This window comes from Methylocapsa polymorpha (genome assembly GCF_045689225.1).
In the GTDB taxonomy this organism is placed as follows: Bacteria; Pseudomonadota; Alphaproteobacteria; order Rhizobiales; family Beijerinckiaceae; genus Methylocapsa; species Methylocapsa polymorpha.
In genome coordinates, this window is sequence record NZ_CP136862.1 from 3,593,780 (window position 1) to 3,617,626 (window position 23,847).

25 protein-coding genes and 2 tRNA genes are annotated in these 23,847 nt (G+C 59.9%); 17 read left to right on the forward strand and 10 right to left on the reverse strand.

Annotated features, from left to right (window positions below):
• Positions 1-50: 50 nt before the first annotated feature.
• On the reverse strand, positions 51-1,226 hold the full coding sequence (locus tag RZS28_RS16580) for an SGNH/GDSL hydrolase family protein (RefSeq protein ID WP_407338834.1): 1,176 nt from the start codon (positions 1,224-1,226) through the stop codon (positions 51-53).
• Positions 1,227-1,602: 376 nt separating this feature from the next.
• Between RZS28_RS16580 and RZS28_RS16585 the strand changes: the two genes are divergently transcribed.
• The 8 genes from RZS28_RS16585 (at position 1,603) to RZS28_RS16620 (ending at position 6,448) form a co-directional block, all read left to right on the forward strand.
• Complete coding sequence (locus RZS28_RS16585; protein ID WP_407338835.1) at positions 1,603-2,376, forward strand: SIR2 family NAD-dependent protein deacylase; 774 nt, start codon at positions 1,603-1,605, stop codon at positions 2,374-2,376.
• Between the two features lie 301 nt (positions 2,377-2,677).
• Positions 2,678-3,259, forward strand: coding sequence for a cold-shock protein (locus RZS28_RS16590; protein ID WP_407338836.1), 582 nt, complete (start codon positions 2,678-2,680; stop codon positions 3,257-3,259).
• A 307-nt stretch (positions 3,260-3,566) separates the two neighbouring features.
• A complete protein-coding gene (locus tag RZS28_RS16595) occupies positions 3,567-4,076 on the forward strand; it encodes a DUF192 domain-containing protein (protein ID WP_407341153.1) in 510 nt (169 codons plus the stop codon).
• A 149-nt stretch (positions 4,077-4,225) separates the two neighbouring features.
• Positions 4,226-4,302 (forward strand) — tRNA-Pro (locus RZS28_RS16600).
• A gap of 67 nt (positions 4,303-4,369) precedes the next feature.
• A complete protein-coding gene (locus tag RZS28_RS16605; protein ID WP_407338837.1) occupies positions 4,370-4,675 on the forward strand; it encodes an ETC complex I subunit in 306 nt (101 codons plus the stop codon).
• Between the two features lie 20 nt (positions 4,676-4,695).
• A tRNA-Arg gene (locus tag RZS28_RS16610) sits at positions 4,696-4,772 on the forward strand.
• Between the two features lie 77 nt (positions 4,773-4,849).
• Complete coding sequence (locus RZS28_RS16615; RefSeq protein ID WP_407338838.1) at positions 4,850-6,001, forward strand: DNA cytosine methyltransferase; 1,152 nt, start codon at positions 4,850-4,852, stop codon at positions 5,999-6,001.
• 66 nt (positions 6,002-6,067) lie between these two features.
• Positions 6,068-6,448: a very short patch repair endonuclease gene (locus tag RZS28_RS16620; RefSeq protein WP_407341154.1), complete on the forward strand. Its 381-nt coding sequence runs from the start codon at positions 6,068-6,070 to the stop codon at positions 6,446-6,448.
• A gap of 2 nt (positions 6,449-6,450) precedes the next feature.
• Here the strand turns inward: RZS28_RS16620 and RZS28_RS16625 are convergent, their stop codons facing one another.
• Together RZS28_RS16625 and RZS28_RS16630 are read right to left on the reverse strand one after the other, a co-directional pair.
• Positions 6,451-6,837 (reverse strand): hypothetical protein, encoded by a 387-nt coding sequence (locus tag RZS28_RS16625; protein ID WP_407338839.1) that lies wholly within the window; start codon positions 6,835-6,837, stop codon positions 6,451-6,453.
• 49 nt (positions 6,838-6,886) lie between these two features.
• Complete coding sequence (locus tag RZS28_RS16630) at positions 6,887-7,222, reverse strand: (2Fe-2S) ferredoxin domain-containing protein (RefSeq protein ID WP_407338840.1); 336 nt, start codon at positions 7,220-7,222, stop codon at positions 6,887-6,889.
• A 403-nt stretch (positions 7,223-7,625) separates the two neighbouring features.
• Here RZS28_RS16630 and RZS28_RS16635 point away from each other — a divergent pair, with 403 nt between their 5' ends.
• The 9 genes from RZS28_RS16635 to mazG all read left to right on the forward strand — a co-directional run bounded on the left by RZS28_RS16635 (position 7,626) and on the right by mazG (position 17,059).
• A complete protein-coding gene (locus tag RZS28_RS16635) occupies positions 7,626-8,588 on the forward strand; it encodes a septal ring lytic transglycosylase RlpA family protein (RefSeq protein ID WP_407338841.1) in 963 nt (320 codons plus the stop codon).
• A gap of 272 nt (positions 8,589-8,860) precedes the next feature.
• Complete coding sequence (locus RZS28_RS16640) at positions 8,861-10,000, forward strand: D-alanyl-D-alanine carboxypeptidase family protein (protein ID WP_407338842.1); 1,140 nt, start codon at positions 8,861-8,863, stop codon at positions 9,998-10,000.
• Positions 9,997-10,704 (forward strand): dTMP kinase, encoded by a 708-nt coding sequence (gene tmk, locus RZS28_RS16645; protein WP_407338843.1) that lies wholly within the window; start codon positions 9,997-9,999, stop codon positions 10,702-10,704. The genes RZS28_RS16640 and tmk overlap by 4 nt, the downstream gene beginning before the upstream one ends.
• A complete protein-coding gene (locus tag RZS28_RS16650; RefSeq protein WP_407338844.1) occupies positions 10,694-11,797 on the forward strand; it encodes a DNA polymerase III subunit delta' in 1,104 nt (367 codons plus the stop codon). Before tmk ends, RZS28_RS16650 begins: the two co-directional genes overlap by 11 nt.
• Before the next feature lie 63 nt (positions 11,798-11,860).
• On the forward strand, positions 11,861-13,411 hold the full coding sequence (gene metG, locus RZS28_RS16655) for a methionine--tRNA ligase (RefSeq protein ID WP_407338845.1): 1,551 nt from the start codon (positions 11,861-11,863) through the stop codon (positions 13,409-13,411).
• A gap of 12 nt (positions 13,412-13,423) precedes the next feature.
• Positions 13,424-14,227 carry a TatD family hydrolase gene (locus RZS28_RS16660; RefSeq protein WP_407341155.1) on the forward strand — a complete coding sequence of 268 codons (804 nt, stop codon included), beginning with the start codon at positions 13,424-13,426 and terminating at the stop codon, positions 14,225-14,227.
• Positions 14,224-15,021 carry an MBL fold metallo-hydrolase gene (locus RZS28_RS16665; protein ID WP_407338846.1) on the forward strand — a complete coding sequence of 266 codons (798 nt, stop codon included), beginning with the start codon at positions 14,224-14,226 and terminating at the stop codon, positions 15,019-15,021. The genes RZS28_RS16660 and RZS28_RS16665 overlap by 4 nt, the downstream gene beginning before the upstream one ends.
• A gap of 453 nt (positions 15,022-15,474) precedes the next feature.
• Positions 15,475-16,134 carry a cold-shock protein gene (locus RZS28_RS16670; RefSeq protein ID WP_407338847.1) on the forward strand — a complete coding sequence of 220 codons (660 nt, stop codon included), beginning with the start codon at positions 15,475-15,477 and terminating at the stop codon, positions 16,132-16,134.
• A 76-nt stretch (positions 16,135-16,210) separates the two neighbouring features.
• Positions 16,211-17,059: a nucleoside triphosphate pyrophosphohydrolase gene (gene mazG / locus RZS28_RS16675; RefSeq protein WP_407338849.1), complete on the forward strand. Its 849-nt coding sequence runs from the start codon at positions 16,211-16,213 to the stop codon at positions 17,057-17,059.
• Between the two features lie 46 nt (positions 17,060-17,105).
• On the opposite strand, the gene hflX is transcribed toward mazG, so the two are convergent.
• From hflX to RZS28_RS16710, 7 genes are all read right to left on the reverse strand, one after another.
• Positions 17,106-18,488 carry a GTPase HflX gene (hflX, locus tag RZS28_RS16680; protein WP_407338850.1) on the reverse strand — a complete coding sequence of 461 codons (1,383 nt, stop codon included), beginning with the start codon at positions 18,486-18,488 and terminating at the stop codon, positions 17,106-17,108.
• 152 nt (positions 18,489-18,640) lie between these two features.
• Entirely contained in the window at positions 18,641-18,898 is a 258-nt protein-coding gene (hfq, locus tag RZS28_RS16685; RefSeq protein ID WP_407338851.1) for an RNA chaperone Hfq, read from the reverse strand.
• A 187-nt stretch (positions 18,899-19,085) separates the two neighbouring features.
• The gene (locus RZS28_RS16690; protein WP_407341156.1) at positions 19,086-19,946 is read right to left on the reverse strand and encodes a D-amino-acid transaminase; all 861 of its coding nucleotides are present in this window, start codon (positions 19,944-19,946) and stop codon (positions 19,086-19,088) included.
• Positions 19,947-19,963: 17 nt separating this feature from the next.
• Positions 19,964-20,503 (reverse strand): chromate transporter, encoded by a 540-nt coding sequence (locus RZS28_RS16695; protein WP_407338852.1) that lies wholly within the window; start codon positions 20,501-20,503, stop codon positions 19,964-19,966.
• The gene (locus RZS28_RS16700) at positions 20,503-21,012 is read right to left on the reverse strand and encodes a chromate transporter (protein ID WP_407338853.1); all 510 of its coding nucleotides are present in this window, start codon (positions 21,010-21,012) and stop codon (positions 20,503-20,505) included. The genes RZS28_RS16695 and RZS28_RS16700 overlap by 1 nt, the downstream gene beginning before the upstream one ends.
• A 173-nt stretch (positions 21,013-21,185) precedes the next feature.
• Positions 21,186-22,151 (reverse strand): hypothetical protein, encoded by a 966-nt coding sequence (locus RZS28_RS16705; protein WP_407338854.1) that lies wholly within the window; start codon positions 22,149-22,151, stop codon positions 21,186-21,188.
• A gap of 320 nt (positions 22,152-22,471) precedes the next feature.
• Entirely contained in the window at positions 22,472-23,839 is a 1,368-nt protein-coding gene (locus RZS28_RS16710) for a sigma-54-dependent transcriptional regulator (protein ID WP_407338856.1), read from the reverse strand.
• Positions 23,840-23,847: the final 8 nt, after the last annotated feature.

Below are 23,847 nucleotides of genomic sequence, written 5' to 3' on the forward strand. Positions count from 1 at the left end.
GGCAAAGGGGACCCTGATTCGCGCATGGGATGAAGGATGTCCGGCTCGCGTCATTCCGCGCGAGACGTCAAGAGTCCGGACATGTGCCGCTGGACATAGTCCTTAAGCAGAGACGCCCTGACGCGATGCGCGAAGGGCGTCGGATGACCATCGCCTTTCATGGAGATGATCGCCCCCTCGGCCTCTTCCTTGGCGAGGGACGCGTCCACGACATAGGCGCCGCCGTCCTGCAGGCGCTTGATGATCGTCTCATCGTTGAAACCTGTCCCTTTCAGGTAGTCGTCTTCGACCCTGAGATAAGGAATGAGCGTGGGAACGCCGTATTTCTGCTTTGCGAGATTCACGGCGGCGAGCAAGACCCGGATATAGAGATCAATGTCGTCGTGGCTGACCTTATGCCGATAGGGCTCGATGGTCACGCGATAGAGCGCCGTGTTCTCGAGCCATTCCCGCAGCCAGAGGCTCGCCCCTTCGTTGCAGGCGCCCTTGAACACGATTTGATCGTTTTCGAGCGCGTAGAGCGGCGCGTGCGCGGTCCAATAGGATTTGCAGGCCGTCCGCTCGGCGTGCCAGGCCGCTGTCAGGAAGATGAACAGAGTCGGCTGCGGCCCGATGACGGAGTCGAAAAGCCCGGTCTCCATCTCGCGTAGGAATTGCTGCGGTCCATAGCCGGTGAAGCCGAGATTGAGAACGCGCTGCTTGCGGTCGAGCGCGTCCGCGAAGACTTGCGGCATTGTCTCCGAGTCGGCCACGCCGTCGCCGAACGTGAAGGAGCAGCCGAAGAAGACGATTGTCGGTCCCGCCTCGCATGATTTCGTCTGACGCAGAAGATTGGCGTCGATCGTGTAATCGGCGTTGTAAATCTCTGCGCCAGTCTTGGGATCCCATTTCTGCGCATGGAATTGCCCCGGGTGCTCCGGTCCCCAGCCGATGATCGGCTGCCGAACCGACCAGCCGCGGGTCATGCTGATTGACGTTTTCGGCTCCAAGATATTGGCGCCGGCCTCGATAAGGCTGATTCCGAAGGCGAGCGAGGCCAGGACAAGCAGAAAGTCGCGCGATTTGCCTCGCGCCAGCGAAGCCAGGTCGGCGAGAAGCGCAAAAACAGAGACGAAGGTGAGCAGCCGAAAATAGGGAAGGGGGTGCTTTAATTCCAAGTATACGACAAGACCGAGCAGAAGCGGAATCGCCGCAAGACGCAGTGGAAAAGAAAACCTTCTAACCATAGGCGAGCCGAACCATCATTTCGGGAGGGAGAAGCGCTGATACAATTTTTTCCGGCCTTCTGTCCACCAGAGCACAAACATGCAGGCGATCAAGCGCCGTCCGATCATGTCCGAGCAGCCAGGATCGCGGGCTATATGTGAGCTCCTTCACGTGCGCCCAAAAAAGAATTGCGCGGCAATTTCGACCCAAATGTGGGCGATTCAGGCGGTCCGCCATGAATCAACCCCCACCGCGGCATTTCGCCATTGATCAGGAAACGCGTGGCGAAAAGCCTATTCGCCACGCTTGTTCGCATTGCGATGATGATCCAGACGCATTAATTTGATGGTTTGCGCCAAGCGGGACGCCGATGCCCGCCCTTGACGTCGATCTGGTGTGGAGGACGTCATTTTGATTTTGACGCATGTCGATGAAGCCCGGGCTGCATTGGGCGACTTAATAGAGGCGGCGTCCAGGGTTGTCGCCTTTACCGGCGCGGGCATTTCGACCGAATGCGGCGTTCCTGATTTTCGCTCCAAGGACTCCCCCTGGATGCGATTCAAGCCAATCGATTTCGATCTCTTCATGTCGGACGTATTGATGCGCGAGGAGGGGTGGAGGCGCAAATTCGCCTTGGACGACATCTATGCGATGGCTCAGCCAGGGCGTGGCCATTATGCGCTCGCCAATCTTGTCGCGAGCGGCAAGGCGCGGGCCATTATCACGCAAAATATCGATAATCTGCATCAGACCTCAGGCGTTCCCGAAGAGCGCATCATCGAATTGCACGGCAATGGCTCTTACGCGACTTGCCTTGCCTGCGGCCTGAGACATGAACTCGCCGATATACGTCGCGATTTCGAGGCGACTGGCGCGGCGCCCGCCTGCGTCGAATGCGGCGGTGCCGTCAAATCGGCGACGATTTCTTTTGGCCAGGCCATGCCGGAGAATGCCATGCGCCGTGCGCATGCGGCGTCGATCGACTGCGATCTTTTCCTTGCGATCGGCTCGTCACTTGTTGTCTATCCGGCCGCCTCGTTTCCTTCGCTCGCCCGCCTGCACAAAGCACGACTTGTCATCGTGAACGGCGAGCCGACGCCGCTCGATTCGGAAGCGGACCTGGTCTTGCGCGGCGACATAGGCGACATCTTGGAGCCTTTCGCCGCTTGATCGCCAGAGGCTCGGGCCCGATGCAAAAACTTTAAGCTCTCCCCCGGCGCATCCGCCTATCGAATGTGAGCGCGCCGCAACTGCAAGCTTTGCTTGTACGCAAACGTCACCAAAAGGACGCAGCTCTGTAGTTTTTTTACGTCATCCACAATTTCCTGCGCGATAGCCGCTTTTGCGGTGACAGGTGAATGCTATCTTCAAGATAAGCAGGCTGCCTTCGCGCATGATTCTTTTTTAAGTTATTGAGCTTTGCGCGGAGCCGGCCTTTAGAGCCACGCGTGCGTATTTTGGGAGGCGGTCCTTGGACGACAAAAATCCCGCATCGCTTCGGCTCGATTTCGGCGTGCATGCGCCGCGGATCGAAGCCTTGGAACTCGTCGAAATCTCCGGACAGGTGAAATGGTTCGATAGCGGCAAGGGTTACGGCTTCATTGTGCCGGAAAATGGCGGCCCTGACGTCCTTTTGCACATCGCGACCTTGCGCAAGGATGGTTTTCACACGGCGTCCGAGGGAGCGCATGTCGTCTGTGAAGCCGTTCGCCGCGCGAAGGGATTTCAAGTGCTCAAAGTCCTCTCGATGGACGGACCGACGGCCGCGCATCCTGCGGAATGGCAGTCTCCCCGCACCCATGCCCATGTCGCGTCGGCCGGCGGGTTTGAGATCGTTGTGGTCAAATGGTTCAACCGCGCGCGCGGTTTTGGCTTCCTCACAAGGGGCGATGGAACGCAAGATATTTTCATTCACATGGAAACCTTGCGCCACTATGGGATCGGCGAGTTGCGGCCGGGCGAAAGCCTCCTCGCGCGTTTCGGCGATGGTCCCAAAGGCTTGATGGCGGCCGAAGTGCGTTTGCTGAACGCCGTCTTGCCTGTGTCGCATTGAACTTTGGCTTCCGCCCCTTGATCGTCGCGCCGGCGACGCAGATGGCAGGGTGAATCGTTCATAGCGCGATCCGTAATGAGGGAGCGCCGGTTTCCGGTTTCCGCTTCGGCATGCTTCAGTTTGTTCGATCTGCCGCATCTCCTCGGCGTGAGGATGATTCCATTCGCGCGGTGAGGAGGGTATTTGACGAGGCTCGAATTGGAATTTCCAAGCCTAATTTTCGCGGCGGAAATTCCGGCGAACCGCTCGGGCGAAGTACATGCGCGAGCGGCATCCGAGTCCTGGGAAGGCGATTGACTTGGCGGAATTGACTTTGTGGCGCGCGGGCGGAGCCAAAAACCCGGCGATAGGGTTGTTTTTTACCGCCATTGTCGTCGCGCTTCTCCTTGTCGGCGCAATTCCAGCGGCGGCCGAAACCGGACATGGCGAGGCGCGGGAGGGGCTTGAGACGCTCGCGCTCGTCTCCGCCAGCGGGACGCATGAATTTTCCGTCGAGGTGATGCGGACTGGGCCTCAGCGAGAGCGGGGCCTTATGTTTCGCCGATTCCTGCCGCAGGATCGCGGCATGTTGTTCATTTTCGAGGCGGAGCGGCCGGTCGCGATGTGGATGAAGAACACTTATTTGCCGCTCGACATGATCTTTATCGGGAAGACGGGCAGGGTGGTCGGCCTTGCCGAGAATGCCGAGCCCTTGTCGGAGAAGATCATTCCCTCCGGGGCTCCGGCCTATGGCGTTCTCGAAGTCAATGCCGGCGCCGCGGCGAAGATTGGCTTGAAGATTGGCGATACGGTGCGCTACCCGGCTTTTGGCAAGTGATCCGGTCATCTTCTGAACCGAACGGCGTCGATTCGGGCTGCGCCGGCGCTTGATCGCCTGCCTTGATCTTGAAGGCGCGACCGCCGAACTTGTTTGCGCTGGAGCCGCGTGATAGCGAGAGGCGCGACGAGGGTACTGGCCAAGGCAGGCGGGGTATAGCGCAGTCTGGTAGCGCGGAAGTTTTGGGTACTTCAGGTCGCAGGTTCGAATCCTGCTGCCCCGACCATCCTGGCCACGCGATGCGCGTCGCGCTTTTGTCGATAGAGGCCTTGCTCGAAATCTTGGATGCCGCAATGACCGCACGGATCTACCGCCCAGCCAAAACCGCCACCCAGTCCGGCTCCGCGCGAGCCAAGCTTTGGGTTCTCGAATTCGAGCCGGAGGAAGCTCGCCAGATTGAGCCGCTGATGGGATGGACAAGCTCAGGCGATATGAAAAGCCAGGTGCGGCTGAGGTTCGGCGACAAGGAAGAAGCGATCGCCTACGCCGAGAGGAGCGGCCTCGCCTATCGGGTCGAGGAGGAAAAGCCTGTTTCGCGCAAGATCCTGTCCTATTCGGATAATTTTAAGTTCACGCGTATCGGCCAATGGACCCATTGAGCGCGAGACGCAAACGGTCTGGCCCCGTAGCTCAGCTGGATAGAGCAGCCGCCTTCTAAGCGGCAGGTCGCAGGTTCGAGCCCTGCCGGGGTCGCCAATCCCCCGAGAGGTCAAAGCCTATCCCTGAAGGGTTCGCGAATCGGCCAATCGCGCGCATAGTCGGCCCAGGGAAGCATGGACGTGCGCGCCTTCTATGAATTCTTTGCCGGCGGGGGCATGGCGCGGGCGGGTCTCGGCCCTGCCTGGACCTGCCTTTTCGCCAATGATTTCGATGAGAAGAAGAGCGCCTCCTACCGTCTCAACTGGGGCTCCCGCGAACTCAAGACCGCCGATATAAGGCTGCTGACGACGGAGGATCTCCCTAAGGCGAAAGCCAATTTGGCTTGGGCGTCTTTTCCCTGTCAGGATCTCTCCTTGGCGGGCGTTGGGGCCGGCCTAAACGGCGAGCGGAGCGGGACTTTCTACGCCTTCTGGAAGCTGATGAACGGCTTGATCGTGGAGAATCGCGCGCCCGACCTCATCGTCCTAGAGAATGTGAATGGCGCAGTGATGTCCCACAAAGGCCGCGATTTCGCAGCCATTTGCGGACATTTCCACGACGCCGGCTACGCGTATGGCGCGATCATCGTCGACGCGGCTCTTTTCCTGCCGCAATCGCGCCCGCGCCTCTTCGTGATTGGCGTGCGGAAGGATTTGCAAATTCCGCAAGTTTTGCGGACTGATTTTCCATCCATTTGGCATCCCCGGGCGCTCCAGGACGCTGTTAACTCTTTGCCGCAGCCGATCAAGGAGTCCTGGGTCTGGTGGCATATGGCGGCCCCCGCTCTCCGCAACTTTGGGTTTTCTGATCTGATCGAGGAAGAACCGACAGGCGTCGCCTGGCGCACTAAAGCCGAGACACGCCGCCTTCTCGCGCTCATGAGCGACGTCAATCTCTTGAAGGTCGAGAAAGCGAAGTCGGCCGGGCGCCGCATGGTCGGCTGCGTCTATCGGCGCACGCGCCTCGATGAGAGTGGCGCCAGAGTCCAACGCGCGGAAGTGCGTTTCGACGACCTATCCGGTTGCCTGCGGACGCCGGCGGGCGGGTCCAGCCGTCAATTGCTTTTGATCGTCGAAGGCGAGAACGTGAAGTCGCGACTGATCTCCGCGCGCGAGACGGCTCGGCTGATGGGCTTGCCTGATGACTATGCGCTGCCGGAAAATTACAATGAGGCCTATCATCTGACCGGCGACGGCGTCGCCGTTCCGGCCGTTCGGCACATTGCTGAACATTTGCTCGAGCCGATCCTGGCGCGTCGAAGCGCATCTGTTCACGCGGCCGCATGAGGAGGGGGCAAAGCGTCAAACCCCGTGCAAAAGACTTCGACTACTGATCCGGCCCGCAGCGCCGTCATGCGCGCGGTGAAATCGACGAACACGCGGCCGGAAATGATCGTCCGCTCCCTGGCGCATCGTCTCGGCTTCAGGTTTCGCCTCCATTGCAGCAACCTTCCCGGGCGCCCGGACCTTGTCTTTGCAGGGCGGCGAAAAGTGATCTTTGTGAATGGCTGCTTTTGGCATGGCCACGACTGCAAGCGGGGCGATCGTGCGCCAAAGACCAACGCCAGCTATTGGCGCGCCAAGATCGCGCGCAATAAGGCGCGCGACGCCAATGCGCGAGCCGCGCTTGCTGCGGCCGGTTGGGACGTGCTGGTCATTTGGGAGTGCGAGACGAAAGATCTTGAGGGGTTGAGCGCCGAACTGAGCGATTTTCTGGCCGCGCCCGTCGCTTGATTTCAATCGATGAAATCCGCTCCGGGGAGCGTGCGCAGGATGGCGCGATCCAGTCGCCAGATCGGATGATCCTTGAGGGACCCCGAAATCCGGCTGCAATCGATCGTCAGGTTTTCGAGCTGCGCCGCCGCCTCGGGCGCTTCCGCCTTCAGCTCCTCGAAACATTCGCCGGCATAGGAGTTCAGATTGCTCGAGTCTTCCAAGGCTTTCCGATTGTAGCAGGAGACGCCGGCGGCGACGGTGCGTACAAAGCCGATGACGATATTCAGAACGTCGGTTTCACCGCTCGCCTCGCCTTCCGCGCCGCAACTTTCGACCACTATCGTAAACGGTCCGTCGAGCGGACCAGTCCTGCCGTTTTCTGTAGGGAAAATAGAGAGCTTCGCCATTTTTCACATGAACTAATTTAAGATCGCGGAACGCCGGATCGCCGCGCTTTTAGGCATCCTCTTCGAGGATCAGTTCGGGCACAGGCCGCTGGTTCAGCACATGGCTGCGCAAAATAAGCAAGAGATTGTCGCTCGAGAGCTGGCGATACCAGACGCCGTCCGGATGCACATAGGCCAAAGGTTCGCCGGTGCATTTGCCAAGGCAGGAGCGCCGGACGCAGGAGGCCTCCCCAATCATTTCCTCGTCGAGCCTTGCGTCGATGAGCTTCGCCCGCAGCTCGTCGAGGAAGGCCTGCGCCTCGCCAGTGCTGTTGCAGCAAGGCCCGGTGCAAATCATGAGGCGGCGCGCGGCCGCGGGACGATCAAAAATATCCATGAGGGGCATAGGCGCGGCCTGATTGCTGGATCTTCCTTTTGTAACAGAACCCGAGCGCGAAAAGCTATTCCTTTGCGGCTACAGAGCTCTGCCGCGCCAAAGCAACGAGGTTAATTGGCCATTGCCGGAGGCTGATTCGCGCCGGGTGTTGCATAATTGCATAATATACTGATTCTTATGGATTTTATCGCGTTAATTCGCGCATGCACAGCCGAATCGAAATGAGCCAGCGCCAAATTTAAGTCGGATTCTCCAGGTCTTTGATACAAATTGCCAAGCGTTGCCCCGGCTTTAAGCCTTCGGCAACCGATGGGATGCGAAGGTCTGGTTCGGTTGCTCCAAGTCTTTGGGCGAAGTCAGGCGACATGCCCGCGCGACGGGCTGAACACCGGGAACCGAAGGGGAATTCCCAATGCGGGCAAAACGGCTTTGGCGCCTCTCATCGGACCGTCTCGCCGCTATCTTGTCGAGTCCTGTGGAATTTGGCCCTTTCCGCATTGCATTGGGCGCGCCGCGTAGCCTCCTGGTCGTCGGACTGGCGGGAAGCGCGTCCTTCAGCCTCGGCGGATGCGCGCAGCAGCCTCCGGTTCAACGCGTCGCCCATTCAAAAGAATATTTCCCCTCCTCCGTCTATGGCCAGGCCAGCCCGCGCGTCGTCGCCTATGGCGAGCCGGTGCCGCGCGGCGGCGGAACCTATATGGTCGGCAAGCCCTATTCGGTGGCAGGCCACACTTATTACCCAAGCGCGAAACAATATGCCGCGGTCGGGATGGCTTCATGGTATGGCGACGCTTTCCACGGCCGGCGCACCGCCAATGGCGAAGTCTATGACATCGATTCGATTTCGGCGGCGCATCCGACCATGCCGCTGCCGAGCTATGCGCGGGTCACGAACCTGCGCAATCATTACTCGATGATCGTGCGCGTCAACGATCGCGGTCCTTTCGATTCGAGCCGCATCATGGACGTGTCGCGCAAGACCGCCGAAGTGCTGGACTTCCGCGGTTCAGGAACGGCGCGGGTCAAGGTAGAATATATAGGACCTGCCGGGCTCGAGGGATCCGACGACACGAAATTGGTGGCGACCTTGCGCAGCGACGGACCGGCGACGCTCGACGGCCGGACCGGGCAGGGGCGCATGATGCTAGCCGAAAGTGCGCCTCTACGAACGGCCTTGGCTGAGCCGGCGCGCGACGAAAGCCTCGTGCGAGGCGGAGTCGAAGCTGCCGCCTTGACGCCCGTTCCAACCCCGGTCAGCCGTCCCTTTGCTGAGGCGGCGGCGCCTTTGCCCCCGGCGCGGCCATTCGATCTCGGCACGATGCCCGGCGCCGGCGTTCCGATTGCAGTCCGCACCCGACAGGCCAATTTACGCTGATATTCCCTTCGCGAGGCATTGAATTCGGGCCATTTCCGATGCAGGGTCTAGGTCTTCGCTAAAGAGGTTCGCCTCGATCGCGGGGACGGCCGGGAAACTTACCGAATTCTCAAGAGAATTCTCGCAAGACTACCCGCGCCGACCCTTCGCGATCGAAAAGCGTTCATCTTCTGGGGCGGCGCAGCGCTGTGGAAGGGATTTGCTTGATCGCTCAGCTCTTGATTTCTCGGCCTTCGAGGCCTGTCGCATTGGTCCGATACGCTCTGGCTCTGATGCTTTCGGTCGCTTGCGTCGATGCGGCTTCCGCCCAAGCAATTCAAACCAGCGTCCCGCATGCGATCCTGATCGACTCGGACACTCAGAGCGTCCTGTTCGAGAAGGACGCCGACGCGCCCGTGATTCCCGCTTCGACGGTGAAGGTCATGACGGCGGAGCTCGTCTTTCATGAGATCGCCGAAGGCCGGTTGAAGCTTGACGACGAATTCCTGGTGAGCGAATCCGCTTGGCGTTACGGCGGCGCCCCGGCGCGCGGCTCCAGCATGTTCGCCGCGCTCAACAGTCGCGTCAGGGTCGAGGATTTGATCCGCGGCCTGGTGATCGTTTCGGGCAATGACGCGGCCATTGCGCTCGCGGAGGGGGTCGCCGGTTCGGAGGGCGCTTTCGCCACGCTCATGATGAAGCGCGGGCGCGAACTCGGATTGACGCATTCCGTTTTCACCAACCCATGGGGCAGGGACGATCCTGAGCAGAGAGTGACGCCCCGGGATATGGCCTTCTTGGCCAACCACGTCGTCAAGACCTATCCCGAACTCTACAAGTATTTTGGCGAGAAGGATTTTACCTGGAACAAGATCAAGCAGGCGAACCGCAACCCGCTTCTGACCATGGATTTCGGCGCGGACGGGCTTAAGACCGGCAATATAGACGCCAGCGGATATGGCCTTGTCGGCTCCGCTGTGCAGAACGGCCAACGTCTGATCCTCGCCCTTTACGGCGCCAGGACCTCCAAGGAGCGCGCGGACGAGGCGCGCAAGATTTTCCTTTGGGGATTTCGGTCTTTCGATTCGAAGACGATTTTTCAGGCGGGCGAGACGATCGGCAGCGCCAAGGTCTATGGCGGCAATGTCTGGGAGGTCCCGCTCGTCGCCGACTCTGAGGTCAAGATTCTTCTGCCGCGAACGGGCGGCGAGAAATTTACCGGCCATATTGTTTACACCGGACCGCTGAACGCGCCGATCGAGGAGGGCAAGCAGGTGGCGCGCCTGAAGATCTTGCGCGGGACGACCGAAGTGCTCGATCTGCCCTTGAAGACGGCGGCGGCGGTGGAGGTTGGCTCATTGCCGCACCGGGCGATGGACGCCGGGCTCGAATACGCCACGGTTCTATTCCGCAAATATGTCGTCAAAAAATGAGCGAGGCGGCGGCGCAAGCTCTTGCGGCGCCGCGAGGGCGCGGAGCTTTCATTACGCTTGAAGGCGGCGAGGGCGCCGGCAAATCGACTCAGGTCAAGCATATTCTCGAACGCTTGCGGCAAGCGGGGATCGACGCTGTCGGCACCAGGGAGCCCGGCGGATCGCCAGGAGCTGAAGTCCTGCGCAAAGCGCTTCTTTCGGGCGTCATCGAGCCGCTTGGTCCCGCGGCGGAGGCGATCCTTTTCGCGGCCGCCAGGGTCGATCATATTGATAAAACCATCGAGCCGGCCTTATCGGCAGGAATCTGGGTCGTCAGCGACCGCTTCGCGGACTCGACGCGCGCCTATCAGGGCGCGCTCGGCCGGCTCGATCCGCGCTTCCTGCGCGCGCTCGAGCGAGTCACTTTGAACGAATTATATCCCGACCTCACCTTGGTTCTCGACCTCCCGGTCGAGGAAGGGCTCGCCCGCGCCGCGCGCCGGCGCACCCCGGCCGAGACGCTTGATCGCTTCGAAAACGAAACTCTTGAATTTCACCAAGGCCTACGCGCCGCATTTCTGGAGATCGCGGCGGCCGAATCGGCGCGTTGCGTCCTGATCGACGCCGCCCGCTCTGAGGCCGACGTGGCGCAATCGATCTGGGATGCGATAACTTATCGGCTCATGGATCGGCCCGCAGCGGCGGAGCGCGCCCATGGCGCCTAGGCCGCGGGCTTCGGCGACGGACGACGCCGCTCCCGAGGCCGACCGTTATGAGGACGCGCCGCATCCGCGCGAAATTTACGCGCTTTTTGGCCATGCCGAAGCTGAAGGCGAGCTTCTCCAATCCTATCGATCGGGACGTCTGCCGCAGGCCTTCATCATCGGCGGACCGCCAGGCGTCGGCAAGGCGACGCTGGCCTGGCGGCTGGCGCGCTTCCTCCTCGCCAATCCCGAGCCGGCAAGCGCCTTTGTCCAAGCGGCGTCGGATCTTTTCGTGGCCGAGGATGATCCTATCGCGCGCCAGGTCGCCTCGCTCGCCCATCCCGACCTTTTTCTTTTGCGGCGGGCATGGAACGAGAAGACCAAGAAGCATTTCACCGACATCCGCGTCGATGACGTGCGCCGCGCCATTCATATGTTCCAGCAGGCGGCCGGGCGCGGCGGGTACAGGATTTGCCTCGTCGACAGCGCCGAGGATCTCAACCCTTCCGGCGCCAATGCGCTTTTGAAGCTCATCGAGGAGCCGCCGCCTCGGTCCCTCTTTCTGATCGTCGCCCACAAGCCGAACCGCGTGCTGGCGACGCTTAGATCGCGCTCCAGCAAGATCGCGCTGAGGCCGCTTGGCTCATCCGATATCGCTCAGGTCGTCACGGCTCTCGGCCCGCCTTGGTCCGAGCTTGGCGAGGCGGAGCTGAAGACCGCCATCGCGCGCGGCCAAGGCTCCGTGCATGACGTCCTCCGGCTCCTGAATAGCGGCGGGGTCGAACTCGACGCCAATCTTCACCGTATGCTGGACAAGCTTCCAGCCATAGATTGGCGTCAAGTGCACGCTCTGGCCGATCGTGTGGCTCCCCGCGACAATGATGATTACGACACGATGCTGGTCTCGGTGTTCGACTGGCTCGATGCAAGAGTGCGGCGGGGGGCCTCGCTTGAGGGCGGCGATCGCGTGCGACAGCTTGCGCCTTACGCAGAGGTATGGGAAAAAGTGGCTGGGGCGGCGCGCGAGACAGAGACGCTCAACCTCGACAGGCGCCCTCTTGTTTTCTCCATTTTCGCCGATCTGGCGGCGGCCGCTCGGGCTTCTTCATCCTGACGCCAGCTAAGGCATGAAAATGCTTTGCATGGTTAGCCGCGCGCGAACCTGAGACTCCGATCCATGCCCGCCCGCCCCCGCTTTTACATCACGACCGCCATTCCTTACGCCAATGGCGCGCCCCATATCGGGCATGCCTATGAGCGAATCGCGACCGACGCGATCGCCCGGTTCAAGAGACTTGACGACTATGACGTCTTGTTCGTCACCGGGATGGATGAACATGGCCAGAAAATGCAGCAGACCGCCGCCAGGGACGGCCTGACGCCGCAACAGCTCGCCGACCGAACCGCGGCTCAGTTCGCCGCGATGGGAGATGTTCTCTCCGCGCCCGCCGACGATATCGTGCGCACGACGCAGGAGCGCCATCGCGCCGCCGCCCAGGAAATCTGGACGAGAATGGCTGCGGCCGGGGACATCTATCTGTCGAAATATCCCGGTTGGTATTCGATTCGCGACGAGGCTTTCTTCGACGAGTCCGAACTGACCGAAGGATCAAACGGCCAAAAACTGGCGCCGACCGGCGCGCCCGTCGAATGGGTCGAGGAGGAGAGCTATTATTTCAAGCTTTCCGCCTACCAGGACCGGCTGCTCAAGCTTTACCGCGACCGACCCGATTTTGTGACCCCGGAGAAATATCGCAACGAAATCGCCGCCTTTGTCGAACGCGGCCTAACCGATCTTTCGATCAGCCGTTCAACCTTCGACTGGGGCATTCCGGTGCCCGGCGATTCGAAGCACGTCATGTATGTATGGGTCGATGCGCTGACGAATTACATAACCGGGACGGGTTTCCCCGATCCTGACGCACCGCGGGCGAAATTCTGGCCTGCCGATGCTCACGTGATCGGCAAGGACATCACGAGATTTCACGCGATCTATTGGCCGGCTTTCTTGATGTCCGCCGGCCTCGCCCTGCCCAAGCAGATTGTCGTGCATGGCTTTCTGTTCAATCGCGGCGAGAAAATGTCGAAATCCGTCGGCAATGTGATCGATCCTTTCGTTTTGGCGGAACATTACGGCGTCGACCAGCTCCGCTATTTCTTTTTGCGGGAGGTGCCGTTTGGGCAAGACGGCAATTATTCGCATGAAGCCATCGTCAATCGCATCAACGCCGATCTCGCCAATGATCTCGGCAATCTTGCGCAGCGCTCCTTGTCGATGATCGAAAAGAACTGCGGCGGGAAATTGCCGGCGCCGGCGGAGCTGACCGAGGCGGATGTCGCGCTCCTCGCGCAGGCCGCTGCGCTCCCGGCGAAATCGCGGGCCGCGATCCAGGAATACGCCTTGCATGCGATCCTGACGGAGATCTGGCGCGTCGTCGCGGAGGCTAACCGATATTTCGCGGCGGAAGAGCCCTGGGTCAAGCGCAAAGTCGATCCAGTTCGCATGCAGACGATTCTCTACGTAACCGCGGAAGCATTGCGTATAATCGCGATTGTGACGCAACCTTTCATGCCGGCTTCCATGGCGAAACTTCTTGATCTGCTAAGCGTCGCCCCGGATGCGCGCGGCTTTGACCAAGCGGAGGCCGCGAAAGCCCTTGCGCCGGGCGCCGTTTTGCCCGTCCCGGCGCCGATCTTTCCGCGTTACGTCGAAGCGGAAGAGAAATGATTGAGCCAGCCGATGTTGATCGACAGCCATTGTCATCTCGATTTCCCGGACTTCGCTGAGGAGCGCGACGCCGTCGTGGCTCGCGCCCGCGCCGCCGGCGTCCAGCGCATGATCACGATCTCGACCAAGATCGATCAATTCCCCTCGATCAGCGCGCTCGCCGAGGCCTACGCGGATGTCTTCTGCACGGTGGGCGATCATCCGGAATATGCGGATGAAGGCGCAGAAGCGACGCTGGATCGCCTGGTCGAGCTGGCGCAACATCCAAAATGCGTCGGAATCGGCGAGACTGGCCTTGATTACCATCATGACCGGACGCCGCGCGACAAAGCCGACCGGGTTTTCCGCACCCATATCGCCGCGGCCCGGCAAACCGGCCTTCCGGTCGTCATTCACGCCCGCGACGCCGACGCCGATGTCGCCGCGGTCCTTAAAGATGAAATGGGGAAGGGGCCTTTCAAAGGCCTTCTCCATTGCTTCACCTCGTCGCCCATGCTTGCCGAGGCCGCACTCTCCCTTGGGCTCTATATTTCATTTTCGGGCGTATTGACCTTTAAGAAATCGGACGAACTGCGGGAGATCGCGCGCGCCGTGCCGCTCGATCGGCTACTGGTCGAAACCGACGCGCCATTTCTGGCGCCGGTTCCGCACCGGGGACGGCGCAACGAGCCGGCCTTTGTCGCGGCCACCGCCGAGGTTCTCGCTGGCTTGAAGGATCTGACGGCGGACAGATTGGCGGCGGAGACGAGCGCTAATGCGCTGCGCCTGTTCGATAGAATGCCGCCCCCGGATGTGGCGCGCGGGGAGGCCGCATGAGTCTCGCGATCACGATTCTCGGCTGCGGCTCTTCGGGCGGCGTTCCGCGGGTCGGACAAGGATGGGGCGCTTGCGATCCGAACAATCCGAAAAACCGCCGTCGGCGCTGCTCCATCCTGGTCGAACGAACGGGCGACGCCGGAACCAAGACACAGGTGCTCGTCGACACCTCGCCGGATCTTCGCGAACAATTGCTGGCGCTCGGAATCGTCCGTCTCGACGGGATTTTACTCACCCATCCGCATGCCGACCACACGCATGGCATCGATGACGTCCGGCCCTTGGTCATCATGGCCAGGCGCAAGATCAACCTGCATATGGATGCGCCGACCTCGGCTGTCGTGCGGCTCAACTTCGGCTATATATTCGAGACGCCGCCAGGAAGCCAGTATCCGGCCCTTTTGAATGAGCATCGCATCTTTGCCGGTGAATTCGTCACGGTCGACGGTCCGGGCGGCCCGATCAGCGCCCTGCCAATCCGTCTCGAACATGGCGAGATCGACGCGCTCGGCTTTCGCTTCGGCAATATCGCCTATTCGCCCGATCTCAACGCCATCCCCATCGAGAGCCGCGCCTTACTCGAGGGGCTCGATCTTTGGATCGTCGACGCCTTGCGCTACACGCCGCATCCCAGTCATTTCTCATTGCCGGAGACCTTGAGCTGGATCGCCAAGCTGCAGCCAAAGCGCGCCATTCTCACCAATCTTCATACGGATCTCGATTTCGAGCGCCTGAAGGCCGAGCTGCCGCCGCATGTCGAACCGGCTTTCGACGGAATGCAAATCGTCGCCTGAGGTTTTCATACGGCTGCGGCTTTAGCTTGACCAAGGTGGAGGTCGTTGATTTCACTTGAACAAGCGCCTCCTGGGGAGAAGCAGAGGTGGGTTCCATAATATTGATTATGCGAATCATACCTGTGCGCGTAACCGCCAAGAGAGGCTCGCTATTGGCGTGGTCTGGGCATTTTTCGCGATGTTTTTCTGCGTGGACTGTTTCAAACCGTGGCTATGAGTCTAGCCAAGATCCCCAAGTGTTGATATATTTGGTCCAGCACAGGACTATCGGCATTCAGAACGAATACCATCTTCGAGACATGTGGCTGGCGCCCTCGGGTTGCTGGCCTTTTTGCCTAGGCGCAAACGCGAGACATGGAGATGTTTCGCGCGGCGAAACGGGAAAACGCCAGCCGGCCGATAGCGCCGGATCGGGGCGCGGGGCGGTTGTAGGCGGAGACGAGCAGGCACATCATGAGCAAAGGTAGAGATTTTCGGGGACCCAAGAAGCGCGGCTTCGACGACGATGGGCCCTCACCCTATGATCTGCCACGGCAGAGCCGCCCCCAACGGCCGAGCTTTGGCGGCGGAAGCGGCGGCGGTCCTGAACTGGCTGCGCCTATGAGCGGTCCGGCGATCGACGCAGTCGTCAAATGGTTCAAAGGCGACAAAGGCTTTGGCTTTGTCGAATTAGGAAATGGATCGGGCGACGCTTTCCTGCATATTGGCGCGCTTCAGGCGGCCGGATATGAGACGGTTCCGCCAGGCGCGAAGCTGAAGGTGAACGTCAGCAATAGCATCAAGGGCGCGCAGGTGACGCGCGTCCTCGAGGTCGATACGGCCGGAGCGGCGGAGCGGGCGCCCCAACCGCGGTCCTTCGGCGATTCGCCGCGGCCGCAGCGTCGCGCTCCAGACCCCTCCACGGCCGTTTCGGTCACCGGGACGGTCAAATGGTTCGATGACAACAAGGGCTTCGGGTTCGTGCAATCGAACGACGGAGGCAAGGACGTCTTCGTCCATATTTCCATCCTCGGACCATCGGGCATTCAGCATCTCGCTGAAGGCCAGCCGGTGACGATGCGGGTTGTGGACACGCCGAAAGGGCGCGAAGCCTTGTCGCTATCGCTTGAGTGAGCGAATGCGACGCTAAGCTTTGTCGTAGATGAGGGACGGGGGCGTGCTCCCTCCCGACCGTTGCGGCTTTCGCCCTATGCAGCCGTCCCGCGATGTCAATCGCCTCCTTGAGATCATGGCTTCCCTGCGCAGTCCAGGGACCGGATGCGGCTGGGATCTTGAGCAGACATTCGAGACCATTGCCCCTTTTACGATCGAGGAGGCATATGAGGTCGCCGACGCCGTCGCGCGCGGGGACATGGCGGAGCTAAGGGAGGAGCTGGGCGACCTCCTCCTTCAAGTGGTTTTCCAGGCGCGCATCGCGGAGGAGAGCGGAGCTTTCGATTTTGGCGGCGTGGTCGAGGCGATCACGGAGAAAATGATCCGACGCCATCCGCATGTATTTGGCGAGGCGCAAGATCTTTCTCCCGAGGAAGTCAAAGCGCTTTGGGCGCAAATCAAGGCCGACGAAAGATCCGCGAAAGATGCGCGGGAGAGGGCGCGATCTAAAGAAGATGCCGGCAAAATTGTCGCCCAAAATGGCCTTCTCGACAATATTGCGCTTGCCCTGCCCGGCTTGACCCGCGCAGTAAAGCTGCAAGCGAAGGCGTCGAGCGTCGGGTTCGATTGGAACGATGCGCGCATGGTGATCGCCAAGATCCGTGAGGAAACCGACGAAATCGAAGCCGCGATCGAAGCTGGCGTGCCGGATGCTGTCGGAGAAGAGATCGGCGATTTGCTCTTCACGGTCGCAAATCTTGCGAGGCATGCACACGCCGATCCGGAATCCGCCATCCGCCGCGCCAACGCGAAATTCGAGCGGCGTTTTCGCTTCATCGAAGAGCGGCTGGCGGCCAAAGGCGTCGCGCTCGGCGCTGCGAGCTTGGATGAGATGGATGCGCTTTGGACTGAAGCCAAGATCCAGGAAAAGCAGGCCGGATCTTAAGTTCGTAGCCGGGCGAGGCGCCGGGAGCTAAGCCGCCTGCCGCCCTTTACGCCCGCTCGACCGCAGCGGGAAAGAACCTTCGCCGAACCGGCTCGGCGCGCTCCGGCGCTACCCGAACCGTCAGATGGACGGCGCCATCCGCCGCCGTGCTCTTCCGCATGACTTCGGTATTTTCATATAGCCAGTTGAGACCCTGCCCGTTGACCGGATCGAGCGCAATATCGAAGACGATCCGGCCGATGGCGAGCCGCGCTTCGATCGCGGCGCCGAGTTCATCAATGCCCTGCCCCGTCAGCGCCGAAACGATGATAGGCGCGGCGTTGGCCGGCCGGCGCCGCGCGCCGTTTCGGGTCGCTGCGAGCCTGTCCTCGTCGAGAAGATCGGCCTTGTTCCACACTTCCATCAAACGGCGATCGTCCGATGGATCGACGCCGAGATCAGTGAGGATGGATTCGACGTCCGCAAGCTGCGCCTCCGCGTCTTCATGTGCAATATCGCGGACATGGAGGATGACGTCGGCTTCAAGCACTTCCTCGAGCGTCGCTCGGAACGCGGAGACGAGCATGGTCGGGAGGTCGGATATGAATCCGACGGTGTCCGACAGGATCATTTCGCCGCCATGCGGGAGAGTCACGCCTCGCAATGTCGGATCGAGCGTCGCGAAGAGCATGTTTTCAGCGAGAACGTCCGCCTGAGTCAGCCGGTTGAAAAGCGTCGATTTGCCTGCATTGGTGTAGCCGACAAGCGCGACAATTGGATAAGGGACGGTGCGCCGACTCTTTCGATGCAGGCCGCGGGTCCGTTTTACGCCGTCAAGCTCATGTTCGATTCGACTCATGCGCTCTTGAATGAGTCGGCGATCGGTCTCGATCTGGGTTTCGCCGGGACCACCGAGGAAGCCGAAGCCGCCGCGCTGGCGTTCAAGGTGGGTCCAAGAGCGAACCAGACGCGATTTTTGATAGGCCAGATGAGCAAGCTCGACCTGGAGCGAGCCTTCGCGCGTTCTAGCTCTGCGGCCGAAGATTTCAAGAATGAGTCCGGTCCGGTCGATCACCTTGGCCGAAAACGCCTTTTCGAGATTGCGTTGCTGCACCGGCGATAGGGCGCAGTCCATTATGACGAGCTCAGCCTCTTCCGCGCTCGCCAGATCGGCGATCTCGACGACCTTGCCCTTGCCGAGGAAACTTCCCGGATGGATCTCCCTGAGGAGGACGTTTTTTGTAGCGACGACGTCGAGATCGATAGCTTCCGCCAGGCCATGCGCTTCTGCAAGACGCGCATCTTGGGCGCGCGTCCGAGGCGGCGTGGGGGAGCCAGATCGGGGGGTAATGCTCCAGCCTGATCTCTCGCTGGAATAAGGGCCAATCACTATTGCGCGCGTGCGCCCGGTAGGAGCACGTTCCGATTTAATTACCGGCGCCGGATCCATAGATGTTTGGACTGCGATGCTCGTTTCTCCAATTACGCTTGCTTGAGCAATTTTTGTTCCAATGGGCCTCGACGGACTTGTTCGCCGCCCAACCGTATATAGGGGCTGAGTTCGGTTTCTTCATGAAAAAATCCTATTTATAGGAAAATATTCTACGGGCTGGCTTGGCCGCCCTCCTCGCCCGACTCGAACATCTGGATCGGCTGTCCGGGCATGATCGTCGAAATCGCATGCTTATAGACAAGTTGAGAATGTCCGTCGCGGCGCAGCAGGACGCAGAAATTATCGAACCAGGTGACGACGCCTTGGAGCTTTACTCCATTGACCAGGAAAATCGTCAGAGGAACTTTGTTCTTGCGCACAAAATTAAGAAAAGTGTCCTGGAGATTCTGGGGCCGATCTGCCGCCATCGTAAAATCCTATTATGTTCTTGGCGCGCTGATCGGCGCGAATTTCTCTTTATAAGCTAAGAGCAAGGCGCTGTTTCGCTTGAGGTTGGGTGATATAGAAGAGGCCGCTAGCGGCATGCTAGACCTATCTGGGATGATTATCGCAAATTTGTTTGAAAAATATGGCTAACCGTCTATCATCAGAAGCTTAAAGCGTTCTCACCGCCGTGTCATGAAAAATCGCCCGCAATCTTTGTGCTAGCGGGCCGGGCGCGCCTGCGCCAATCTTACGCCCATCAATGCCGACCACTGGCATTATGAGCGTGGTTGCGCCCGTAATGAAAGCCTCTTGCGCAGAGAAGGCCTCGTCGAGACTGAAGCGTCTTTCCTCCAGCTTGAGTCCCTCCGCCGCGATAATGTCAATTAACGTCGTTCGAGTAATGCCGCGTAGCACGAAATGATCGATGTGGCGGGTGATGATTGTTCCAGACCGGTCGATGATCCAGGCGTTTGAGGCTGCGCCTTCGACAACCATCCCGTCGGAGTCAATTAACCACGCCTCGTAGGCGCCCCGCTCCTTCGCTTCTTGGCGCGCCAACACGTTGGCGATCAGCGAAATGGTCTTGATATCGACCCGCTTCCAACGAAGATCCGGCATCGTTGCGACTGTGACGCCCTTCCGTGCGGTCATTTCGCCCTTTTCGGGATCGACCGTGCGCGCCGTGACGACCAGGCTCGGCCGCACACACTTCGGCGGGAAGGCGTGATCGCGGGGAGCCACGCCGCGCGTCGCCTGAATGTAAATGTATCCATTCGCGACTTTGTTTCTCGCGATGATTTCGCGCAGGACAATAGCCAGGGCGCCCTGCCCCAACGGCGCGTCAATCTGCAATTCAGCCAGCGACCGTGCGAGCCGCTCCAAATGGCGCGGCTCGTCGATCAGCGCCCCGTGAAAGACCTCGCAGACTTCATAGACGCCATCGGCAAATTGATAGCCGCGATCCTCGACATGAACCATGGCGTCGCGGCTCGGGACATACTGGCCGTTGACATAGGTAATTCTACTCAGCTCCGGTCTCCACGGATTCAAAAGGAAATGCCGAACCGGCCCGACGCCAGCCCGAGAATCGCGCCCGCTGCAATGCCGCACAAAGGGTTCAGCCTCGTGACTCCAACGAGCAAGGTCATGACCGCTGTGATGGCAATCGTCAAGCCGCTATGGTCAGCTGCTTGCGCCATGACATAGCCGCTCGCCAACATGAGGCCGACCGCCACCGGCGCCAAAGCCTTTTTCAGAACCTGGATGGCCCGACTGGAAGAAAAACGCTGCATTGTCCGGCCCGCGCAAAGCGCGAGCAGAGAGGACGGCAAGATCATCGCCACGGTTGCGACGCAAAGGCCTGCGAGCCCCGCAACATGCCAGCCAATCGCGCTGGTCGTGATAACGTTCGGACCCGGCGCTATTTGCGCAATCGCTATCAGCTTGGCGAAGGTCGCGTCGTCCATCAAATGCAGCGCGTCGACGACCTGGCGATGGACCTCCGGCAGCGTCGCGTTCATGCCGCCGACCGCGGCAAGCGAGAGAAGCGAGAAAGTCACGCCGAGCTGGCCCAGGACCGACCGCATCAGCGTCGCCATCCCGACGCAACATAGACAAGGAGGCTGAGCGGGACAATGAATGTCAGGCTTGCGACAAGGGAAAGACGCAAGGCGCCCGTCGCCGCGAAGGTCAGTCCGGCAATGAGGATCGCCAAGACATCGGTGCGGATCGTCCGGATCATCTTATAGGCGTTGCCGATTACAAGCCCGGCGGTCGCCGCCGCCGCTCCGCCGAGCGCTGCGCTTACGTCGGGAAGGCTCGCAAAGCGATCGAAGAGCGAAACGATCCCGATGAGGATAATGATCGGCGCCATAAGAAGACCGAGCAGCGCGGCGAAGGCGCCCGAAGCTCCTTGATGACGGTCGCCGAGCATGACGGCGAGATTGACCGTGTTGGCCCCCGGCAAAACGCTGGCGAACCCAAGCCATTCGGCAAATTCGCGCTCGTCCAGAAAGCCGCGCTCGACGACGATGATCTGCCGCACCCAGCCGGCCACGCCGCCGAAGCCGATGAGGCCGAGCTTGAAGAACGCCATGAACAGCTCGCGGTGTGCGACGGGCTCAGCGGCTAGTCGCGGCCGAGCGGAAGGGAGGGCCGAGGTCACGCACTCCGTCTGGCCGGATCGAGGTCCTTTGTTAAGCCTCACAATGGTCTTGAGCATCTACTCGGTTCACGCAGCCCGTGGTGCGCAAGCATCTCGAATATGACCTACCAGTAACAAGCATTTTCATTCTTCTGAGCCATTTCAGGGGTCTCGGTCTTATCCGGCCGCACCCAACTATCGTTGAAGAAGGGTTGAAACTCTTTATTGTCCTTCCAGCGATTGCCGTAGACTCCAAACAGAACTTGAAGTGGCCCACCCAAATGGATTCCCACTTTGCCGCGCCGTTTGGCATGTGTAGCGAGAGGCAAAGAAAATGCGCCGGCGCCGATTAAAGCGACGTCAAAATCCACCGCATCCATTTGCGCCTTCAAATCATCGAGAGCCGCCATCCAATCGGAGTGCTTAGGCGCGGCGAGGCCCGCGCTGAAAGGACATTGAATAGCAAGTAGCGTAAATTCCGGCAAAACGCGCTTATCCTTCCAAAGCTCCGTCCGCCGAGCATATTGCTTTTGAATGCTTTTGATAAATGGAGAAATAACTAAGACGCGCTTACCTTCGAGCATAAAGCTCCAGGGTTCATTTGATAAGAAAGGCTCTAAGGTTCCCCATCGAATCAATGTGGCGAAAGGAGCAAATCTATTTAGCAGCCCCAGCTCTCCTCGAATGTGCCAGGAAATTAATACATCCATTTCTCCAACAGCGTCTTGGTAAATTTCGACGAATTTATCGAATATCGTGTCATTTTGTGGGAATACTCCAGAATTAACAAACAATGTATCCCATGCATATGGCGGATATGGAGGCGGCTCCTGGTTTTCCGACCGCGCCGCAGTTCGTTTCAAAAAATGATTCAAGCCTAATGATTCAGTGAAGCCTAGTTTCCCGACCGCCAGTGGCCGCCTGGTCCGAATAGCCTCGGCGAGCACTGGGCCACCGTCGACGATTGGACGTTTCGGCTCGCCAATAGACTGCAATCGCCAAATGGCCTTGCGCAAGTTCCACACATAGAAATGTAATAGTGGGAATTTTCTAATATTGTCTCTAAGGAAAATAAACAGTCTATAAAGCATGATATATTCCATCAGACGTCATGGCTTGCTTGCTCGGGGCGCGCTAAACGAGATTGCGGGATGGACTCGTCGCAAGAAATAGGCTGGAAGCGCAAATCTATATAAAGAGAGCGCACCATTACGCAATGGTATTTTGTAGAGACCTAGAGGCTCCATATTTCTTTGACTGGCAGAATTGGCGCCTCGGCGCCGATTGCGCGTTCTCTGTGGGTTGATTGCCTCACGCTCATCAGCTGCATTGCGTGGGAAATGGCGGTCGCGCAAACAGCCAATTTTTGGCATGTTCAATTGGCGTCAGAGCGCCCTGCTCTCACCAAGTCCTAGTCGACCCGGAGCGACTTCAGCTTGCGGTGCAGGGCCGAGCGCTCCATGCCGATGAATTCGGCCGTGCGTGAGATATTTCCGCCAAAACGGTTGATTTGCGCGACAAGATATTCGCGCTCGAAAACCTCGCGCGCCTCGCGCAACGGGAGGCTCATCAGCTTTTCGCCGCCGGCGCCGTTCGGAGTCGAAGGGACAAGCGCGCCGATCTCGGACGGCAGCATGTCGGCGGTGATCTCGGCCTCGGGATCGCCGGCGGCGAGAATCATCAGGCGCTCCACATTGTTGCGCAGCTGCCTGATGTTGCCGGGCCAGTCATGCGACTGCAAAACGGCCATCGCGTCATCGGCGATCGCCCGGCGCGGCATTCCGGTCGTCGCCGAAACTTGATCCATGAAAAACGCGATGAGGTCCGAAATATCCTCACGGCGCTCCGAAAGCGATGGAACCCGAACCGGCACGACGGCGAGGCGATGGAACAGATCCTCGCGAAAAGATCCGTCCGCGATGAGCGCGGCGATGTCGCGGGAGCTCGAAGAAAGTATTCGGACATCGACAAAAACCCGGGTCGTTCCGCCGACGCGCTGAAAATTCTGCTCGACCAGCACGCGCAGGATCTTGCCTTGGGTTTCCCTCGGCATATCCGCGATCTCGTCCAGATAGAGCGTGCCGCCATGGGCTTCTTCGAGCGCGCCGACCTTGCGGCTGCGGCCCTCCTTGCCTTCGACGCCGAAAAGCTCGATCTCCATTGTTTCTGGCGCGATCGTCGCCGAATTGATGACGACGAACGGGCCGCTGGCGCGCGCGGAAGCTTCATGAATCGTCCGCGCCGCGAGCTCCTTGCCCGAGCCTGGCGCGCCGGTAATGAGGATTCGCGAATTGGCCGGGCCAAGGCGTTCGATCACTTGACGCAACTGATTAATGGCGGTCGATTTGCCGATGATCTGGTTGACGGCGCCGGCGCGGGCGCGAAGGTCGATCACCTCGCGCTTAAGACGCGAGGCCTCGAGCGCGCGTTCGGCGACGAGAACGAGGCGGTCGGCCTTGAAAGGCTTTTCAATGAAATCATAGGCGCCGAGCTTGATCGCGGAGACCGCGGTCTCGATATTGCCGTGACCGGAGATCATCACCACCGGAAGCATCGGATTCTGCTCCTTGACGATCTTCAAGAGCTGCAATCCGTCAAGGCGCGAGCCTTGGAGCCAGATGTCGAGAAAGACAAGGCTGGGACGCCTTGCTTCGATCGCTGCCAGCGCCTCGTCGGAATTCTTCGCCGTGCGCGCGCCATGGCCTTCGTCCGACAAAATTCCGGACACGATGTCTCGGATGTCGGCTTCGTCGTCTACGATCAGGATATCGCTCGCCATGAGGCCCT

Excerpts from the sequence above, each read along its gene's own strand:
- RZS28_RS16710 (WP_407338856.1), bottom strand. The coding sequence starts at position 23,839 with ATGGCGAGCGATATCCTGATCGTAGACGACGAAGCCGACATCCGAGAC.
- RZS28_RS16670 (WP_407338847.1), top strand. The coding sequence starts at position 15,475 with ATGAGCAAAGGTAGAGATTTTCGGGGACCCAAGAAGCGCGGCTTCGAC.
- RZS28_RS16625 (WP_407338839.1), bottom strand. The coding sequence starts at position 6,837 with ATGGCGAAGCTCTCTATTTTCCCTACAGAAAACGGCAGGACTGGTCCG.
- RZS28_RS16620 (WP_407341154.1), top strand. The coding sequence starts at position 6,068 with ATGCGCGCGGTGAAATCGACGAACACGCGGCCGGAAATGATCGTCCGC.
- RZS28_RS16665 (WP_407338846.1), top strand. The coding sequence starts at position 14,224 with ATGAGTCTCGCGATCACGATTCTCGGCTGCGGCTCTTCGGGCGGCGTT.
- RZS28_RS16700 (WP_407338853.1), bottom strand. The coding sequence starts at position 21,012 with ATGGCGTTCTTCAAGCTCGGCCTCATCGGCTTCGGCGGCGTGGCCGGC.
- mazG (WP_407338849.1), top strand. The coding sequence starts at position 16,211 with ATGCAGCCGTCCCGCGATGTCAATCGCCTCCTTGAGATCATGGCTTCC.
- RZS28_RS16650 (WP_407338844.1), top strand. The coding sequence starts at position 10,694 with ATGGCGCCTAGGCCGCGGGCTTCGGCGACGGACGACGCCGCTCCCGAG.
- RZS28_RS16635 (WP_407338841.1), top strand. The coding sequence starts at position 7,626 with ATGCGGGCAAAACGGCTTTGGCGCCTCTCATCGGACCGTCTCGCCGCT.
- RZS28_RS16630 (WP_407338840.1), bottom strand. The coding sequence starts at position 7,222 with ATGCCCCTCATGGATATTTTTGATCGTCCCGCGGCCGCGCGCCGCCTC.
- RZS28_RS16580 (WP_407338834.1), bottom strand. The coding sequence starts at position 1,226 with ATGGTTAGAAGGTTTTCTTTTCCACTGCGTCTTGCGGCGATTCCGCTT.
- RZS28_RS16705 (WP_407338854.1), bottom strand. The coding sequence starts at position 22,151 with ATGCTTTATAGACTGTTTATTTTCCTTAGAGACAATATTAGAAAATTC.
- RZS28_RS16695 (WP_407338852.1), bottom strand. The coding sequence starts at position 20,503 with ATGCGGTCGGTCCTGGGCCAGCTCGGCGTGACTTTCTCGCTTCTCTCG.
- tmk (WP_407338843.1), top strand. The coding sequence starts at position 9,997 with ATGAGCGAGGCGGCGGCGCAAGCTCTTGCGGCGCCGCGAGGGCGCGGA.
- RZS28_RS16605 (WP_407338837.1), top strand. The coding sequence starts at position 4,370 with ATGACCGCACGGATCTACCGCCCAGCCAAAACCGCCACCCAGTCCGGC.
- RZS28_RS16615 (WP_407338838.1), top strand. The coding sequence starts at position 4,850 with ATGGACGTGCGCGCCTTCTATGAATTCTTTGCCGGCGGGGGCATGGCG.
- metG (WP_407338845.1), top strand. The coding sequence starts at position 11,861 with ATGCCCGCCCGCCCCCGCTTTTACATCACGACCGCCATTCCTTACGCC.
- hfq (WP_407338851.1), bottom strand. The coding sequence starts at position 18,898 with ATGGCGGCAGATCGGCCCCAGAATCTCCAGGACACTTTTCTTAATTTT.
- RZS28_RS16660 (WP_407341155.1), top strand. The coding sequence starts at position 13,424 with ATGTTGATCGACAGCCATTGTCATCTCGATTTCCCGGACTTCGCTGAG.
- RZS28_RS16640 (WP_407338842.1), top strand. The coding sequence starts at position 8,861 with ATGCTTTCGGTCGCTTGCGTCGATGCGGCTTCCGCCCAAGCAATTCAA.
- hflX (WP_407338850.1), bottom strand. The coding sequence starts at position 18,488 with ATGGATCCGGCGCCGGTAATTAAATCGGAACGTGCTCCTACCGGGCGC.